Source organism: Parapedobacter composti (assembly GCF_900112315.1).
In the GTDB taxonomy this organism is placed as follows: Bacteria; Bacteroidota; Bacteroidia; order Sphingobacteriales; family Sphingobacteriaceae; genus Parapedobacter; species Parapedobacter composti.
This window is the reverse complement of the sequence record NZ_FOLL01000002.1, coordinates 1-18,213: the sequence shown is the minus strand read 5'-3', so window position 1 is coordinate 18,213 and position 18,213 is coordinate 1. Positions and strand designations below refer to the sequence as shown.

Annotated in this window: 15 protein-coding genes; 14 read left to right on the top strand and 1 reads right to left on the bottom strand. The window is 50.3% G+C overall.

Annotated features, from left to right (window positions below):
• The first annotated feature begins 8 nt into the window (after positions 1–8).
• From BM030_RS03080 to BM030_RS03015, 13 genes are all read left to right on the top strand, one after another.
• Complete coding sequence (locus BM030_RS03080; RefSeq protein ID WP_244518643.1) at positions 9–1,490, top strand: sulfatase family protein; 1,482 nt, start codon at positions 9–11, stop codon at positions 1,488–1,490.
• Between the two features lie 215 nt (positions 1,491–1,705).
• On the top strand, positions 1,706–2,671 hold the full coding sequence (locus BM030_RS03075; RefSeq protein ID WP_090971078.1) for a glycoside hydrolase family 43 protein: 966 nt from the start codon (positions 1,706–1,708) through the stop codon (positions 2,669–2,671).
• Between the two features lie 55 nt (positions 2,672–2,726).
• Positions 2,727–3,908, top strand: coding sequence for a sialidase family protein (locus BM030_RS03070; protein WP_211657516.1), 1,182 nt, complete (start codon positions 2,727–2,729; stop codon positions 3,906–3,908).
• A 40-nt stretch (positions 3,909–3,948) separates the two neighbouring features.
• Positions 3,949–5,049 carry a family 43 glycosylhydrolase gene (locus BM030_RS03065; RefSeq protein WP_244518641.1) on the top strand — a complete coding sequence of 367 codons (1,101 nt, stop codon included), beginning with the start codon at positions 3,949–3,951 and terminating at the stop codon, positions 5,047–5,049.
• A 91-nt stretch (positions 5,050–5,140) separates the two neighbouring features.
• Positions 5,141–6,352: an enolase C-terminal domain-like protein gene (locus BM030_RS03060; protein WP_211657515.1), complete on the top strand. Its 1,212-nt coding sequence runs from the start codon at positions 5,141–5,143 to the stop codon at positions 6,350–6,352.
• Positions 6,353–6,371: 19 nt separating this feature from the next.
• Positions 6,372–7,931: a sulfatase gene (locus BM030_RS03055; RefSeq protein WP_244518639.1), complete on the top strand. Its 1,560-nt coding sequence runs from the start codon at positions 6,372–6,374 to the stop codon at positions 7,929–7,931.
• A 38-nt stretch (positions 7,932–7,969) separates the two neighbouring features.
• Positions 7,970–8,194, top strand: a complete 225-nt coding sequence (locus tag BM030_RS20435) for a HepT-like ribonuclease domain-containing protein (protein ID WP_090971070.1) — start codon at positions 7,970–7,972, stop codon at positions 8,192–8,194.
• Positions 8,195–8,204: 10 nt separating this feature from the next.
• Entirely contained in the window at positions 8,205–9,044 is an 840-nt protein-coding gene (locus BM030_RS03045) for an alpha/beta hydrolase (protein ID WP_090971068.1), read from the top strand.
• Positions 9,045–9,050: 6 nt separating this feature from the next.
• Positions 9,051–10,157, top strand: a complete 1,107-nt coding sequence (locus BM030_RS03040) for a glycoside hydrolase family 43 protein (RefSeq protein ID WP_090971066.1) — start codon at positions 9,051–9,053, stop codon at positions 10,155–10,157.
• Between the two features lie 35 nt (positions 10,158–10,192).
• A complete protein-coding gene (locus tag BM030_RS03035; protein WP_090971064.1) occupies positions 10,193–11,269 on the top strand; it encodes an NADH:flavin oxidoreductase/NADH oxidase in 1,077 nt (358 codons plus the stop codon).
• Positions 11,270–11,331: 62 nt separating this feature from the next.
• Positions 11,332–12,876: a helicase HerA-like domain-containing protein gene (locus tag BM030_RS03030; protein ID WP_090971062.1), complete on the top strand. Its 1,545-nt coding sequence runs from the start codon at positions 11,332–11,334 to the stop codon at positions 12,874–12,876.
• Positions 12,877–12,940: 64 nt separating this feature from the next.
• On the top strand, positions 12,941–13,852 hold the full coding sequence (locus BM030_RS03025) for a nucleotidyltransferase family protein (protein ID WP_090971060.1): 912 nt from the start codon (positions 12,941–12,943) through the stop codon (positions 13,850–13,852).
• A 495-nt stretch (positions 13,853–14,347) separates the two neighbouring features.
• Positions 14,348–15,052 (top strand): hypothetical protein, encoded by a 705-nt coding sequence (locus BM030_RS03015; protein ID WP_090971056.1) that lies wholly within the window; start codon positions 14,348–14,350, stop codon positions 15,050–15,052.
• A gap of 188 nt (positions 15,053–15,240) precedes the next feature.
• Here the strand turns inward: BM030_RS03015 and dnaK are convergent, their stop codons facing one another.
• A complete protein-coding gene (dnaK, locus tag BM030_RS03010) occupies positions 15,241–17,166 on the bottom strand; it encodes a molecular chaperone DnaK (protein ID WP_090971054.1) in 1,926 nt (641 codons plus the stop codon).
• A 434-nt stretch (positions 17,167–17,600) separates the two neighbouring features.
• Here dnaK and BM030_RS03005 point away from each other — a divergent pair, with 434 nt between their 5' ends.
• Entirely contained in the window at positions 17,601–17,954 is a 354-nt protein-coding gene (locus BM030_RS03005) for an MmcQ/YjbR family DNA-binding protein (protein ID WP_090971052.1), read from the top strand.
• Positions 17,955–18,213: the final 259 nt, after the last annotated feature.

Sequence of the window (18,213 nt, the reverse complement as noted above, 5' to 3'; positions counted from 1 at the left end):
GGATTTAAATGATGGCCGATCAGGTTAAATACTGGCTTTGGTGGATATTAACGGTGCTGGCCGCTGGAATTTCCACCAATCTTCATGGACAGGCCACTAAAAGGCCCAATTTTATTCTGTTCATCACCGATGATATCGGGTGGGGAGACATCGCATGTTATGGGAATCCGACGGTTAAAACACCTAATATTGACAGCTTGGCTAACAAGGGACTATTGTTTGAAAATGCCTATTTGACAGCAAGTAGCTGCAGTCCAAGTCGCGCTAGTCTGATTACAGGGCGTTATCCGCATAATACCGGCGCACCGGAGCTGCATGATCCGCTTCCCCCTGGACAGGTAATGTTCCCGCAGTTGCTCAAAGAAGCTGGATATTATACCGTATTATCGGGAAAGAACCATATGGGCCCGCAAGTTAAGCAGGCTTTTAGCTTAATTTCGCCGGGGAAAGGGCCGGGAGGAGAGGAAGACTGGGTTTCAATCATAAAAACGAGGCCAAGGGACAAACCGTTTTTAGCTTGGTTTGCTTCTTATGACGCCCATCGGGATTGGCAGTTTGATGACAAAGGAACAGCGTACAGTCCCGATGCGGTGTTCGTACCACCAATGCTATATGACGGACCGGTTACTCGGAGCGATCTTGCCGGTTATTATCATGAAGTTTCACGTGTCGACTATTATTTAGGGGCACTTATGGAAGAGCTGGAAAGGCAACAGTTGTTAGACCATACTTACGTGATATTTATGAGTGACAACGGAAGCCCTTTTCCACGAAATAAGACCCGTTTATATGATAGTGGTATCAAGACTCCATTTATTGTCTATGGACCAGGGGTAGCAACCGGAAGAACCAAAGCATTGGTGAGCACCATTGATGTTGCACCAACATTGTTGGAGTTGGCAGGTATGGCGGTGGATGGCCGTATACAAGGGCAGAGCTTCCGCCCATTCTTGAAAAACGGCACGAAAAAGGGTTCCCGGGATTTTGTATTCGCTGAACATAATTGGCATGTTTTCCAGGCACACCAACGGATGGTTCGGTATAAGGATTGGGTTTATATCCGGAACGCCTTTCCCGAGAAGGCGGCGTATGCCGCTGAATCAACGCGCCATTATCCAGCGGGGAATGAACTCTGGGACGCGTATGATAACGGCCTGACACGAAAAGAACAGGAAGACATCTTCCGTGTACCTCGGCCACCTGAGGAGTTGTACCGCGTTACCGCAGACCCTCATCAGTTCCATAATGTTGTTAATACCAAAAGATACCGTAAAAAGCTGCGTTTTTTACGAAAAGTGATGGATCAATGGATTGACGAAACAGGAGATACTGTCCCAGAAAACCCAACTCCCGACCGCGACGATATCTATGGGAACCGGCTGCCTGGAGACTGGCAAAAAGGAGAAAAGCCCGGTGCGGCTAAACATGCGGAAAAAATAACAAAAAAAGGGCCCTTGAGGAAGCGCGATATTCGGGCAGCGGCTTATTAACTAACAGATAATACGGTTCCATCCGCTGAAACTCGTTAATTCGGGGCAGGGCTCCGTAGTCCGCCGGGAACATTGCCAGGCGTTGTATCAACCGGTATAAGACAAAATGGAGAAAGATTGAAACAAATTGCCATCGGCAATACGGTCATAATTTCGTTCTTTGCCTCGGATAAACAGACACTATTACAACCAGTTTAAAAGATCGGATATTGAAAATGCGATTCATACTTCTAATCAGTTTTTTGCCCGTATTTTTTTCGGAAGCCACTTTTTCAGTGCCAGGTTCTGGGACGGAAGAGGGTGCCCCTCAGCCTGCCGAGGCAAGTGTTTTCTTTGGCGACCCGTTTATCATGTTGTATGAGGGTACATATTATGCCTATGGCACCTCTGCAGCGGATGGAATCGCCGTGTTTATATCCGATGATCTGCTGAACTGGAAAGCCGTGCCCGGCAACCGACTGGCATTGCATAAAGACGATTCCTGGGGCGACCGTTGGTTCTGGGCTCCGGAGGTGTACTACATAAAGGGTAAATTCTACATGTACTATACGGCAAATGAACATATATGTGTAGCCGTTGGCGATAGCCCATTAGGTCCGTTCAGGCAAAAGGTGCAGGAACCGATGCTTAAAGGTGAAAAAAGTATTGACAATTCGCTGTTCATTGACGATGATGGTAAACCTTACCTGTTTTTCGATCGATTCAACGATGGGCTCAATATCTGGGTAGCTGAACTGGAGAATGACTTGATGACGATACGGACGACGACGATGAAAAAATGCATCAATGTTTCCCAAGAGTGGGAAAAGGTTTGGCCGAGGGTCAACGAAGGGCCATTTGTGCTGAAGCATGGCGATACGTACTATATGACCTATTCTGCCAATAGTTATGAGAGTCCGTTTTACGGGATTGGTTTCGCTACCGCGGCGCATCCGATGGGACCGTGGACGAAGTACGAAGGCAACCCCGTTTTCCAGAAACCAGGCGATTTGGTAGGAGTAGGGCATAGTGCCATGTTTACCGACAAGGAAGGAAACCTCCGTATCGTGTTCCATTCGCATCATAGCGAAACAAAAATACATCCCCGCATCATGCATATCGGCAGGGTTACGTTTGCCGAAAAAGAAGGCCAAACCGTTATGCAGATTGATAAGGATTATGTCACTCCGGTGAGAAGGTAACTCAGGTAGCTTACTGCACATGAAAAAGAAAGGCTGTCGTTTAATACTGATTTGCATGGTGGCTTTCCGATTCGTCATCGCCCAACAGGTTGAACGCAACGAAACGTTTTCCAAACACAGGGATATCCGCATAGAATGGGACTCCAGCACATTGCAGCAGCTTGCCCCAAGAGGCGGACGGCAATTAAACTACGCTGGATACCCACGGGTGAAGCGATTCCGCGACGGCACCGCTGTTGCGGTGTACGAAGCCGACGGTAACACGGAATTGATCTCGAGCGTTGACGCCGGAAAGACATGGAGTAACCCGGTTGTCACATTTCGCGGATATAGCCATACAGATGCCCATGGCAATGAAGTGAAGGTCAATATGGCTAACCCAGAAATCATCGAGCTTGAAAACGGCGACTGGGTAGCTGCCTGTAATTACCGTCCGCGCCGGGATGAAGTAGTTCCTTTTGCGATTGCCATTTCGCGAAGCAGAGATAGGGGAAAGACCTGGAGCGAACCGCAGGTGATCTACGAAGCCGAGCCCCGGTTCAAAGACGGCTGTTGGGAACCGGCTTTCTTGCAGTTGCCAGACGGCACGTTGCAGGTTTATTTTGCCAATGAAGCGCCGTATACCGCTTCGGATGAACAGGAAATATCGATGTTGGCGTCCGCTGATAACGGTCAATCATGGGATACTGAACCCCAAACCGTCAGTTTCCGGGCGGGCCGACGCGATGGAATGCCTGTGCCGCTATTGATAGACGGTGAAATCCTTGTCGCCATTGAGGACAATAAGGAGGGGCAGTTCCAACCTTACATCGTACGCACAGGCATCAGCGACAATTGGAAAGCACCCGTGACGGCTGACTCACCCATGCGGGAGTACGCGCTGAAGGACGCGTTGCCGGACAGCGTTTACGCCGGAGCGCCGTATTTAGCGCGTCTCACTACCGGCGAGGTGCTGCTATCGTATCAAACGACGAAGGGGCGTGGCACCGACTGGGAAAAATCAACGATGGAGGTAGCAATCGGGGATAAGACGGGACGTAATTTTCAATATATCTCACAGCCGTTTCCCGTTCCGACGGATCGGGAGGCGAAGTGGAACGCGATAACCGTATGGGACGATACAACCGTAGTAGCCACTTCGGCAACCAACTTCGACGGCGGGCGGATTGGTGCATGGATGATTTTCGGACGTATAGTTTCTGGTATGCCGGCTGCGATAAATCAGACTGATAGATAAGGCCATCAAGCCGGTGATGACCAATAAAAAGTAGTAAGCAATGATGTTACATGTATTATTTTCTCAGGTGTTTATAGTCCTGCTGACCATTGCGGGCTGCGGAAGACTACCAAAGGACCAGCATCCCAATGATCAGCAACCACCCGCGACTGGGGCGAGTACCTATACTAACCCTGTTTTCGAGCCCATCCTTGCTGATCCTACTGTGATCCGGGATCCGCAAACCGGGCATTTTTATGCTTACGGCACGCAAGACGATTGGGGCGATGGGCAGGGCAGCCGGTTGATACCCATTTTGGGGTCGACAGATTTGGTAGACTGGCAGGTGGTGGGGGAGGCGCTTTCCAGCAAACCCGCATGGAAAAACAACGGCGGACTCTGGGCGCCTGACGTAAACGAAGTAGATGGTAAGTATTATCTCTATTATGCGTATTCTACTTGGGGTGACCCCAATCCGGGAATTGGCGTGGCCGTAGCGGAGAAACCCACCGGACCTTTTGTAGACCATGGCAAGTTGTTCACGAGCGAGGAAGTGGGGGTGCCCAATTCCATCGACGCTTTCTTTTTCGAGGAGGAAGGAGAGAAATACCTGTTTTGGGGAAGTTTCAGCGATTTGCCTGCACAAGGTACCTATGCCGTGAGGCTGGCGGATGATGGGCTTTCCGTGCCTGACTTGTCGCAGAAGATAAAGATCGCGGCTGGGGATTACGAAGCGGTGATGATTCATAAACGAGACGGATATTATTATTTTTTCGGCTCCAAAGGCAGCTGCTGCGATGGTGCCAACAGTCAGTATCACGTATTGGTAGCCCGGTCAAACAACTTGATGGGACCATATCTCGACAAAGAAGGTCATGCGATTACCGAGCGCGGTAAGGGGACGTTGTTTCTCAAAGGAAATGAAAAAATAGCAGGCCCCGGACACAATGCGCAGCTGATTGCCGATGATGAAGGAACGGACTGGTTTATCTATCACGGTATCGACCGTTCCAAGGGTAAAGTGTCAAGCGGTGCCAGCCGGCGCATGCTGATGCTCGATAAAGTACATTGGAATGATGGCTGGCCCGAGATTGCGGGTGGGGTACCCAGTATGACGCCTCAGGAAGCGCCGCGGTTCGGGCAGCGGCAAACTGTTTTCTGAAAAATCATAAGCTTAGGGCTTGTAAAGTTCGTTTTGGATTCGGAACTTGCACGTACTAACATGCTAAAAGGATTAACCAATTAAAAAAACAATGATGAAAAGGAGAACGTTTATCCATCTGTTAAACACGGGAGCGGCGGTAAGCTTGATCGCCAAACCATCCCTTGCAGGATGGCTTCAGTCCGCACCCCAAGCCAAGCGCTGGCAGGAAGAACTCGGCTATCACACCATACAGTCCGTCACGTTCGGTGATGTGCGTCTGCAATACCCGCGTCTGGTAGGCAAGAATGCGCGGCTGGACATACACGGGTATGGTATCCGGAATGAATTCTGCATGATTACCACAGACCAAGGCGCAAAGGGCTGGGCATCACTGCGGGGCGGCCGTGGTCATGCGCACCGTCTTGTACCGGAACTAGTTGGCAAAAAGCTATCAGCGGTATTCCAGGTCTCCATCGGCATTACTGATGACAAGTACCTTCCGTTCGATATGGCGTTGCACGACCTGGCAGGGGTGGTATTGAATAAACCGGTATATGCCTTATTGGGTAGAGACAAGCCGTATATCACCAAGTATTACAGCGGTATGATTTATTTTGACGATCTGGAGCCGGCGCACGCGCCAGGTGGTATCGATAAAATCCTCAACGAATGCCGGTATGATTATGATTTGGGGTATCGGCAGTTTAAATTGAAAATCGGAAGAGGAAATCGCTGGATGTCGCAAACAGCGGGGCTGGCCCGTGATATTGAAGTGACCAAGCAGGTTGCGGCGGCATTTCCAGACTGCGAAATCTTGGTAGATGGCAATAACGGCTTTACGGTAAACGAGTTTATTGCTTATCTTAAAGGGGTGCAGGATATTCCGCTGTTTTGGATTGAGGAACCGTTCCACGAAACTGTCGAAGACTACCGGAAGCTGCGCGACTGGATGAATAAGGCAAATGTCAAAAGCCTACTGGCCGATGGAGAGGCTGATCCAGACCCCGCGTTGCTGGACGAACTGATGGAACTGAAACTGATGGATGTGCACCTCACGGATATCGAGGGACTTGGATTTACCAACTGGCGGAAGCTCATGCCGAAGCTGATTCGATACGACGTACAGGCCTCACCGCATGCCTGGGGATCGTTGCTTAAGTCATATTATACCGCCCATCTGGCAGGGGGGCTGGGCAATACAGTTACCATAGAAGGGGTCACAAGCACATCGGACGACGTAGATCTTAGCAAATACCGCATAGCAGATGGGAAATTGATTCCACCGGATGCACCGGGGTTTGGAATGGCGTTATTGGCGTAGTTGCTGGGCGCCTGCGAATATGATGGTAACGATTATTAATAAATGGGGAATTCGCGATTTTGGATGTCGGCTGCTGCTTACTTGGTTGCCGCTGGCCCTTTGTCCGTCTGATGTGGAAGGTTCGGACGTTGGCCTGGTTAAGAAGCACCCCAACGTGCTGCTGATTCTTGTGGATGACCTGCGCCCCGCTATTGGTGCATACGGCGATCCGGTTGCCCTGACGCCGCATATCGATCAATTGGCGGCGCGGGCTATCCGCTTCGACAGGGCGTATTCGAACCAGGCGGTTTGCGCGCCTTCCCGATATAACTTGATGCTGGGCAGCCGATCCACATCAACGGGTATCTATGATTTCGGAAGAGATTTCCGCGATTATTATCCGGACGCCGTGACACTCCCGCAATATTTTAAGCAACACGGCTACCACACCGAATCGATGGGAAAAGTGTTCCACATCGGTCACAATACGTATGATGACACCGCTTCATGGAGCGTGCCCCATCATAAGGATTTAGTTATCGAATATGTTGATCCGGCCAGCAAAGCGGCGGGAACTACCCGTGAGGAAGCCTTGTTCTCCAATATGGAATGGGGTTATTCGCGGTCGCTGCCGCGGGGCTTGGCCTGGGAATCGCCGGACGTTGCCGATGATGCCTACGCTGATGGACGCATAGCGAATCGGGCAGTTGAACGGCTCAGGGCGTTAAAGTCACAGTCTGAAGGCGCCTTTTTCCTCGCTGTAGGGTTCGCGCGCCCGCACCTGCCGTTTTCGGTGCCTAAAAAATACTGGGATATGTATGATGAAAATACACTTCCCCTGCCTCAGCACGTTGCCCGGCCGGAGGGCGCTCCCCCTTATGCCGTTAAATACGGCGATGAGATCGATCAGTATGCGCCCGTCCCCGCAAAGGTGACCGAGGAGCCATTCCCGGATAGCCTGGCGCGAAAACTGATACATGGTTACTACGCGGGCGTCAGCTATGTGGATGCCCAGATTGGCAAGGTGCTGGACGAACTGGCTGCGCTCGGTCTCGATGAAAACACGATCGTGGTGCTTTGGGGCGATCACGGCTACCTGCTGGGCGAAATGGGAATGTGGACCAAACATGTCAATTATGAATTGGCCAATCATATCCCCCTGGTCATCTCGGCTCCGGGCGTCACCCGGGCGGGCTCGCATACCGATCAGCTGACGGAAACGGTCGATATCTACCCGACATTGGTGGAACTCGCCGGACTGCCAGCACCGGATGTCGGGCAGCCGATCGATGGAATCAGCATGGTGCCTGTGCTCAACGATCCCGAAAGTCAGATCCGGGATCATGTTTACCATTGCTTTCCCAGGGGCGGTTACCTTGGAAGGGCAATCCGCACCGATCGTTATCGCATGGTAGCGTGGAAAAAAATTGGCGACCCGGCGGCTTCGCCTGAGTACGAGCTGTACGACTATCGGGATAATCATCTCGAGCTGAAGAATATTGCTGGCCAGCACCCGGAAATCGTTGCAAAACTCTGCGCCATATTGGCCCGGCACCCGGGAGCTACGCCTCCCCGACCACAGCGTCCGCGCAGGGACTAATTTTGATATTTCGCTATCCGAATCTTATATTTGTAGTGATGACCGTGAAGCAAATCGAGATAATTGGAGAGGCGTGCAACGCATTAACCGACAAACTAAAAGCTGAGCATCCCGAAGTTCCGTGGAGCCCAATCAGAGGATTCCGGAATATTTCGGTACACGAATACTTTGGTGTAAATTTCCATTTGGTATGGGAAATTGCCAAATATGATTTGCCAAATCTTGAAGAGCAAATTAAATCTATTGTAAGTAGTCTCGACTAACCTCAAATCGATGAATCATATACATACCGCTCAATATAACTTCTGCACATTATTTATTGGCTTGTTTGTCGCCTGCCTGACAGGTCCAGCGACAGCACAGGAAACGTACCGGGTCAAAGAGAATATCCATTACCGGTCTGGCGTTTCCGATGATACTTACATTCATGAACGGTGCGTATTGGATATTTACTATCCCGAAGATGCAACAGGCTTCCCAACGGTGGTCTGGTTCCATGGCGGCGGGCTCACGGGGGGCGAAAAATTTATTCCCAACGAGCTGAAGGAAAAAGGGATTGCTGTCGTGGCGGTCAATTACCGGCTGAGCCCGAAAGTGAAAAACCCTGTGTATATTGACGATGCTGCGGCTGCAATCGCGTGGGTATTCAAGCAAATCGCAGATTATGGGGGCGACCCCGGTAAAATTTTTATTTCCGGCCATTCCGCAGGCGGGTACCTCGCTGCAATGGTGGGCTTGGACAAGTCGTGGCTGCAACGGTACGGCGTGGATGCCGACAAACTTGCGGGGATTATCGACTTCAGCGGACACGCTGTTACCCATATGACCGTCCGCGCGGAGCGGGGCATAAAAGAGACCCAGCCCATCGTAGATGAATATGCGCCGTTGTTTCATGTGCGCAGCGATGCGCCGCCGCTGGTGCTGGTATCGGGAGACCGCGAGCTGGAGCTATTGGGCAGGTATGAAGAAACCGCATATTTTTACCGCATGATGAAAGTGGCCGGCCATCAACAGGTATACCTCTATGAGCTGGATGGTTTTGATCATGGTGCCATGGCCGCACCTGGATTTCATATCCTGCTCCGCCATGTAAACGAATTAACCAAGAAATAAAGAAAGATGAGATTAACACTTGTCGCAGCCGTTTTGTGCTGCACGATGCCGTATCACTGCGATGCCCAAAAAACCTCTTCACCGTTCAACAACCCGCTCGAAGTGGCATTTGGCGATCCGTATGTTATCTATGATGATGCGACAGCCCGTTACTATATGTACGGCACCGGCGGCGCCCGCCATGGCTTTGCGGCGTATTCTTCTGCCGACCTGGTAAATTGGCAGAATGAGGGGCAGGTTTATCATGCCGGAAACGAAAATGGCTGGAGCGATTCCACCGCTGCCTGGGGTGGGGCTTATTGGGCACCTGAAGTATATAGGCATAACGGTAAATTTTACCTGTTTTACAGCGCACAGTGGAAAGATAACCCAAACAAGGAACTGGAAAATTTCCGTATTGGCGTTGCTGTGGCGGACAAGCCCACAGGGCCTTTTGTCGATCTGCAAAGCCGTCCGGTTTTCGATCCCGGCTATCCCATTATCGATGCTAACGTTTATTTTGCAGAAGATGGCCGGGTGTTTCTGTATTACTCCCGTTGCTGTTATAAACATCCAGTGGAGAGTGAGGTGGCCGACTGGGCAAAACAGAAAGGATGGTTTGACGAGATTGAGGAAAGCTGGGTGTACGGCGTGGAACTGAAACCCGATTTTTCAGGTGTCATAGGCGAGCCGGTGCTGCTATTGCGCCCGCCCGTAACGATGGACGATACCCAGGCGGAATGGGAAAGCCGGTCGGTAACCAGCCGGGAGGTCAACCGCCGGTGGACAGAAGGGTCATTCACGTTCAAGCATGGCGATACATATTACATGATGTACTCGGCAAATCATTTTGCCGGAGAAAACTATGCGGTGGGTTATGCAACGGCTAAACACCCCCTCGGCCCATATACCAAAGCGTCCAATAATCCGGTGCTGGAGAAGAATACCGGAAGGGGCGGAGAGGTGACCGGTACGGGCCATAACAGCGTGGTGTTCCTTCCGGACGGCCGTATGCTGTGCGTGTACCATGGCCGTACCAAAAAGACGGGCGATGACCGGGTAGTGTTCATCGACGAGATGCAAATAGACAGCAATGGAATATTAACGGTGCTGGGGCCTACGACAGGTCGTTAAGTATCGGTATCTTTGTGGTGATAAACGCAGTTCGTATGTCTTCACTTTTCAGTCCCTTGGCCATAAAAAGCGTTACCTTAAAAAACCGGATCGTGGTGTCGCCCATGTGCCAGTATTCTTCGGTGGATGGGTTCGCGAACGACTGGCATCTGGTGCACCTGGGAAGCCGGGCGGTAGGTGGAGCGTCCATGATCATCGCAGAAGCTACAGCGGTTTCGCCGGAAGGCCGGATTTCGCCGGATGATTTGGGCATCTGGAAGGATGAACACATCGAAAAGCTGGGGCAAATTACGGCATTCATCAGGGAACAGCAATGCATTCCGGGTATCCAACTGGCTCATGCAGGTAGGAAAGCAAGTACAGCCGCACCTTGGAAGGGAAGGGGCAAGGTAGCCGAAAACGACGGCGGATGGGTGCCGGTAGCACCGTCGGCATTGGCTTTCGCCGATAATTACCCGATGCCGACGGCACTGGACGCGAACGGTATCCGCAAAATAGTCTCCGATTTCACCGCCGCCGCCGAGCGGGCGCTAAGGGCGGGCTTTGAGGTCGTTGAAATCCATGCGGCACACGGGTATCTGCTACACCAGTTTCTTTCTCCGTTGAGCAATAAACGTGCGGATGTTTACGGTGGCAGCTTTGAGAACCGAATCCGCCTGCTATTGGAAGTCGTGGAGGGCGTGAAAACCACATGGCCAGACGAATTGCCACTGTTTGTGCGCATTTCGGCGACTGACTGGGCCGAAGGAGGGTGGGATGCCGATGACTCCGTACGTTTGGCCGGTATTTTGAAAAGTGCAGGCGTGGATTTGATTGACGTATCGACCGGTGGATTAGCAAGCCACCAGCGGATCCCGGTGAAGCCTGCCTATCAATTGCCGTTTGCGTCAAGAATAAAAAGGGAAACAGGTATATTGACGTCCGCGGTCGGCCTGATTACTGACGCGATACAGGCCGAGGCAATCGTGGCCAAAGGCGATGCCGATGTGGTGATGATGGCCAGGGAACTGTTGCGCAACCCCTATTTCCCGCTGAAAGCGGCGTCGGAACTGAATGATGACACGGCCTGGCCCGTCCAGTATGACCGGGCGAAACCATCATACCCAAAATGATTCTGCTATTTGCAATTCCACCAGGAAGTGTGTAGCTTTCCGCCACTTTTATAATACGCTTTATGGGAGATCAGGCCAAGTTTATCGAAAAAATATCGGCTTCCTATAACCCCAAGGGGGCTTTTATTTTCCTGGGGGCAGGGCTATTGGACGGCGAGGTGGTGGCTGCGGCCAGGGTTAACCTTCCGCTGAAAATGATGAACCGTCACGGCTTGATTGCCGGCGCTACAGGCACGGGGAAAACCCGTACGCTTCAGCTTATTGCTGAGCAACTATCCGATGCGGGAGTGCCGGTATTTATGCTCGATGTCAAAGGCGATCTTTCGGGACTGCACCAACCGGGAGAACCTAATCCGGCACTGGTAGAAAGGGGGGAAGCGCTTGAATGGCCGTTTGCCCCCGCGGGATTTCCCGTGGAGCTGTTCTCCCTGTCTGGAAAGGTGGGGAATCCCATGCGGCTTACCATCGAAGATTTCGGCCCCGTTTTGCTGGGGCGTATATTGCAGTTGAATGATACTCAAACCGGCGTATTGGCAGCGGTATTTAAATATGCCGAAGATACGAAGTTGCCGTTGGTAGATTTTGAGGATTTGAAGAAACTGCTTATGTACCTCACCGATGGCCCGGGAGCTAAAGAAATCAAGGACAGCTACGGGCGGATTAGCGGTGCTACGTCCGGTACCATCCTCCGTAAACTGGTCGCGCTGGAACAGCAGGGCGTGTCCGGTGTTTTCGGGGAAAAGGAGTTTGATATCAACGATTTGTTCGGCAGGGTCGACGGCAAAGGTATTATCAGCTTGCTGAATATTTCCGATATACAGGACCAGCCGGTACTGTTTTCCACGTTTTTGCTGAGCTTGCTGGCGCAGTTGTTCAAGAACCTGCCAGAGGTTGGCGATCAGGATAAACCCAAGCTGGTGTTTTTCTTTGACGAAGCACATTTGCTGTTCAAAGATGCGCCTAAGGCGTTTCTGACCCAGGTGGATCAGATAGTGCGGCTAATCCGATCGAAAGGCATAGGCGTTTTCTTTTGTACACAGGCGCCAACAGATGTTCCCGAGAGTGTGTTAGGGCAGTTGGGTAACCGGGTGCAGCATGCATTGCGAGCATTTACGCCAAATGATGCCGAAGCGCTGCGCAAAACGGTTAAAACCTATCCGCGCTCTGAATTTTATGAAATCGACCGGGTGCTGACAACCTTGGGCACCGGGCAGGCGCTTATTACTGTGCTTAATGAAAAGGGAATTCCCACGGAAGTGGTAGCCACACACCTTATACCGCCACGCGCTATAATGGGACCTGTGGACATGCAAACATACCAACAACTGGTTAGGGCATCGCCTTTCCATGATAAATACCATGAAGCGGTTGAACGGCGGAGCGCTGCGGAAATACTGGAAGAGAAGCTGCAAATACATGCCGCTGAAATGGCCCGGGAGGCGGCGGTTAAGGAAAGGCCGAAAAGCCGATCCGGTGGGCGCGTCCGCCAGACCCCGTTGGAAGCGGCACAGAAGGCGGCCACGACCACCCTGGCACGGGAGGGTACCAAATTGCTGGCCCGGCTTGCCAACGGTTTATTGACGGCCATGTTCCGTAAAAGACGTTAACGGGAGCCGTTAATTAAGGATTCGGTATAATACAATATAAATGACACCAGTAAATAAATTAGTGATGAGTAAACCCACCTTGTTGATTCTTGCGGCCGGAATGGCCAGCCGTTACGGAAGTATGAAACAAATCGATGCTTTTGGTCCCAATGGCGAAACGATTATCGATTATTCCATCTATGACGCTATCCGTGCGGGATTCGGAAAAGTAAGCTTCATCATCCGTGAAGAATTTGCAGACAGGTTCAAGGAAATTTTTGAACCCAAATTGGCAGGAAAAATCCAGACGGATTATGTGTACCAAAGCTATGATCTGACCCCTTTCGGCATTGACAGGCAAATCGAGCGCTCCAAGCCCTGGGGTACGGCCCATGCGGTATTGTCTGCGCGCAACCAAATCAACGAACCATTCTGCGTGATTAATGCCGACGATTTCTACGGCTTCGAAGCCTTTCAGAAAATGGCCAAGTTCCTCACGGAAGAGGTCACGGATAACCGCTTTTCGTTGATGGGCTACCAAATCGATAAAACATTATCGGCGTACGGTTCGGTATCACGTGGGGTATGTAAGGTAGACGAACAAGGCAATATGACCGAGATCAACGAACGGACGAAAGTATATTTCAAAGAAGTGGAGGGGCAGAAGCGTATCTTCTTCGAGGAGGACGGTGTGGAAACCGAACTGTCCAGTGATAGCCGGGTATCCATGAATTTCTGGGGATTCACGCCGGCGGTGTTTGGTGTAAGTGAGACATTATTCAAGGAATTTGTCCCCGCGAATGCCGATAATCCCAAATCTGAGTTCTTAATTCCGGCTGTGGCCGATACCTTGATTAAGCAGGGAAAAGCGACCTTCAAGGTTATTCCCACCTCGCAGAAATGGTTTGGTGTAACCTATCCGGAAGACAAGCCTATTGTGCAGGAGAATATTGCTCAACTGGTGGAAGAAGGTACCTATCCGGAAAAGCTATTTTAAATAGGAACGTAAAAACAGAAAAAGGGACCGCGCCTGACTTTCCGTCTTTCGATCTTTCCGGTGATTAAATGGGGGTATCGGTTCGGTTCTGACAGTGTGCAGCTTTTAGACGTTGGATTGGCAGGTCGTTTCCCATAAAAAGGAACGACCTGTTTATTTTGGACGGGATACTGGCTGCCTTTTTCCGAACATTTGGACCTTCCTTATTCAGATTTTTTTGTATAGCCCCCCTAAGACCACACGCATGACCAGCTCCTTTCATTGCCATGACCGTTTTATACTCGACATTCAGCCAGATAAGCTTGCTCGTTAGTTAGAGCTTACTTACCTGCCGTACAAAAGTTTGACTGCAAAAATCTAATTAGCTTCAAAACACAGATAGATGAGTTAAAATAAGGTTGAAAATGATTAAAATATAGGTACTTAATTGTGAAGCAATCTTTTATCTTTAAAGGGTAGTAATCCAATCTATGGCGACTAACAAAATACTAAGCAATGAAGAGCGTAACGATACCGCTAATCATTAGTGCAGTTGTTGCATTCTGTAATAATTTGAATGCACAGCAAGATCAGGGATCGGGTAAAATTGTAATCAGTGCAGTCTTGTACAGAATATCCGATCCGGAATATCGTGAACTCTTTACTAAATTCACGTACTATATTAAAGATAGTTTAGTACTTCGAAAAGAGGACCCAAATGATACAACATTGAATGCTGTTAGTTATGAAGCTAACGAACATTCTGTTCTAAAGCTGGAGTCCAGAATCGTTACACCAATATATCTGATTGATCTAAAGACTACACAAGTATATACCTATTCATCCGACTCTATTAAGATTGATAAAAGATCAGATTTAGAGACCTTTATGGACGACATCGCATTCAAAGCGGGAATAGTTCTTCGTAAGTATTCCATTAGCAATATCGATACAACGTCTACAATAAGGAAGAACATAGCAAATGTATCATGTTTTGTCGGAAAAGCTGAGTTCAATGGACTTCCTTTTGAATTTGCTTACACGAAAGAAAAACTTCCTGTAACGTCTCCATTAAATGCGTATGTTCCTGGCTTACCATATCAGGTATTGTGGGTTTCTATGCCGGAAGATCATGGTTCGGACATAGTATCTGAACTGATCTTTGAAGAAATTAGTAACGATTTGCCCCATTTCGTAGAAAACTATTTAAATAGTTATTAGTCTAACTACTTTGGCTTCGTAAACAATTCATCAAGCTCAAGGAGTACCGGGCTCAATTGCAGTTTCACTATCGGGAACTTAGGAAGTCTCAACGAATAACCAACGAATAAAAACTGAGGCCGTCTTCTACATTTGTCCGAGACAAAAATAGGAGACGGCCTCTTTTTTACAGTGTCAGAAGGAAAAAACTATTTCTTGTCGTTGTCCTTCACTTCTTCGTATTCGACGTCGGTTACATCATCATCACCGGCGGCATCGCCTGCTGCCTGGCCCGTGTCACCTCCGGCTTGGCCGCCTGCCGCCGCGTCCTGAGAAGCTTTGTACATCTCTTCCGAAGCCGCATTCCAAGCGTTTTGCAGTTCAGCTTGGGCGGCATCGATAGCCGCGAAATCTTTAGCCGTATAGGCGTCTTTCAATTTCTTCAAGCCATCTTCAATGGGCGCCTTTTTATCTGCACTCAGCTTGTCGCCGTATTCCTTCAGTTGCTTCTCTGTTGAGAAAACCAAGGCGTCAGCGGCATTCAGTTTTTCCACCTCTTCGCGGGCCTTACGGTCCGCCTCAGCGTTCGCCTCCGCTTCCTGCTTCATTTTCTTGATTTCATCTTCGGTTAAGCCGGAAGATGCCTCGATACGGATTTTCTGCTCCTTGCCGGTAGCCTTGTCTTTGGCAGACACATGCAGGATTCCGTTGGCATCAATATCGAACGTTACTTCAATTTGCGGTACACCCCGCGGAGCGGGTGGGATGCCATCCAGGTGGAAGCGGCCAATGGTACGGTTTTGCGCAGCCATCGGACGTTCTCCTTGCAGGATGTGGATTTCCACCGAGGGTTGATTGTCTGAAGCCGTAGAGAACACCTCCGATTTCTTGGTCGGGATGGTCGTATTCGCTTCGATCAGCTTGGTCATTACACCGCCCATGGTTTCGATACCCAGTGACAACGGGGTCACATCCAGCAATAGTACATCCTTTACTTCTCCGGTAAGTACGCCCCCCTGAATAGCGGCACCCAATGCGACCACCTCATCCGGGTTTACACCCTTTGAAGGCTCTTTGCCAAAGAATTTCTTTACGGCCTCTTGAATAGCCGGAATACGTGTGGAGCCACCTACCAGAATGATTTCATCGATGTCAGCAGCCGAGTAGCCCGCATTTCTCAACGCCGATTTGCAAGGCTCAATGGTACGTTTAATCAGGTCGTCTGCCAATTGCTCGAATTTGGCGCGGCTCAACGTGCGTACCAAGTGCTTTGGTCCGGTTTGATCTGCCGTGATATAAGGCAGGTTGATCTCAGTGGATGAAGCACTCGAAAGCTCGATTTTCGCTTTCTCGGCAGCTTCCTTCAGCCGTTGCAGCGCCATCGGGTCTTTGCTCAAGTCAAAACCGTTGTTGTCGTTTTTGAACTCTTCGGTCAACCAGTCGATAATAACTTGGTCGAAGTCATCTCCCCCAAGGTGCGTATCACCATCGGTTGATTTCACCTCAAATACGCCATCGCCCAGTTCCAGTACAGACACGTCATGCGTACCGCCACCGCAGTCGAACACCACAATCTTCATGTCTCTGTTCGCCTTATCCAGTCCATAAGCTAATGCTGCGGCGGTAGGTTCGTTAATAATCCGTTTTACGCTCAGGCCAGCAATTTCACCAGCTTCCTTGGTCGCCTGGCGCTGTGCGTCATTGAAATAAGCAGGCACCGTGATTACGGCTTCTGTCACTTCCTGGCCAAGGAAGTCCTCAGCCGTTTTCTTCATTTTCTGCAAAATCATCGCAGAGATTTCCTGTGGTGTATATTTGCGGTCGTCAATCTCTACACGCGGCGTATTGTTTTCGCCTTTTACCACGGTGTACGGCACGCGATTCACCTCTTTCAAGGCTTCATCATATGTGGTACCCATAAACCTTTTGATGGAGTACACGGTCTTTTTCGGGTTGGTAATGGCTTGGCGTTTTGCAGGGTCGCCCACTTTGCGCTCGCCATTCTCCACGAATGCCACAATCGAAGGCGTGGTCCGCTTGCCCTCGTTGTTGGTGATGACTACCGGCTCGTTACCCTCCATCACGGCTACGCAAGAGTTGGTAGTTCCTAAGTCAATTCCAATAATTTTTGCCATATCGTTGTTTCCTTTTCTACGTTTGATAAATCAATGCTATCTCAACGTAACAAGCCGTGTGCCAATCGGCATTGATGGCGCCAATTACGGCAGGATGGCCTATAACACCAAACGAGGCCATGACGCCATCATGACATTGTGTCATCTTTGCTGTTCTCCGCGCAGCGCTCTACCTGTTCTTTACCTTTAGGTTACCTCAGGCTTATCGTTTGCTTAGTCCTCGCTTACACCTTCCTTACTGTTTCCTTACCCGGGCTTTACCTATTCCTTACCAATTCCTTACCAATTCCTTACCTATTATTTACCATTTCCCTACCACCGTGGTAGCGAAGGGGTAAGGAAAGGGTAGACAAAGCAAGGACAGCCCTATAGAAGGTGCTGGAAAAGCACGATCGATTCAGCAAAAAGCGGTATCAAATGTGTAAATTTAGCCCATGCATATCGAACAACTGCGCGACTATTGTCTTTCCAAACCCGGGGTGACGGAAAGTTGCCCCTTCGGTCCGGATACCTTGGTGTTTAAGGTGGCAGGAAAGATTTTCCTGCTTACGGGACTGGATAGCAGCCCCCTTTCCTTCAATGCAAAATGCGAGCCCGAATATGCCGTTGAGCTCCGTGAACGCTATCCCCATACCGTTGCCGGGGCATACCACATGAATAAGCGGCATTGGAATACTGTTACCTGCAACGGAGAATTGAGTGACCGGCAATTGCAGGCACTTATTGACCACAGCTATGACTTAGTGGTGGCGGGGCTACCCAGAAAAGAACGTGCCGCCCTTGGCTAATACCAAGCGGCCGGCAGCATATTTGACATTTGCCCGAATAATGGGGGCCGAAAAGGCCTCTGGCCACTGTTTAAGGATTTGCCGGCAGCATACAGGGGGCTGGTGCCTACTGTATGGGGCGCACGTGCGAATAGGTTACGCCGGAGTTTGTCTGTGTATGGTCGACGGACAGCCGGACGATTAGGGGCAGCAGCCCACCGGTCAACCGGTTGGTGCATCCCGGCCAACGGTTAGCTGGCCCCGGTATGGTCTGCGTCAG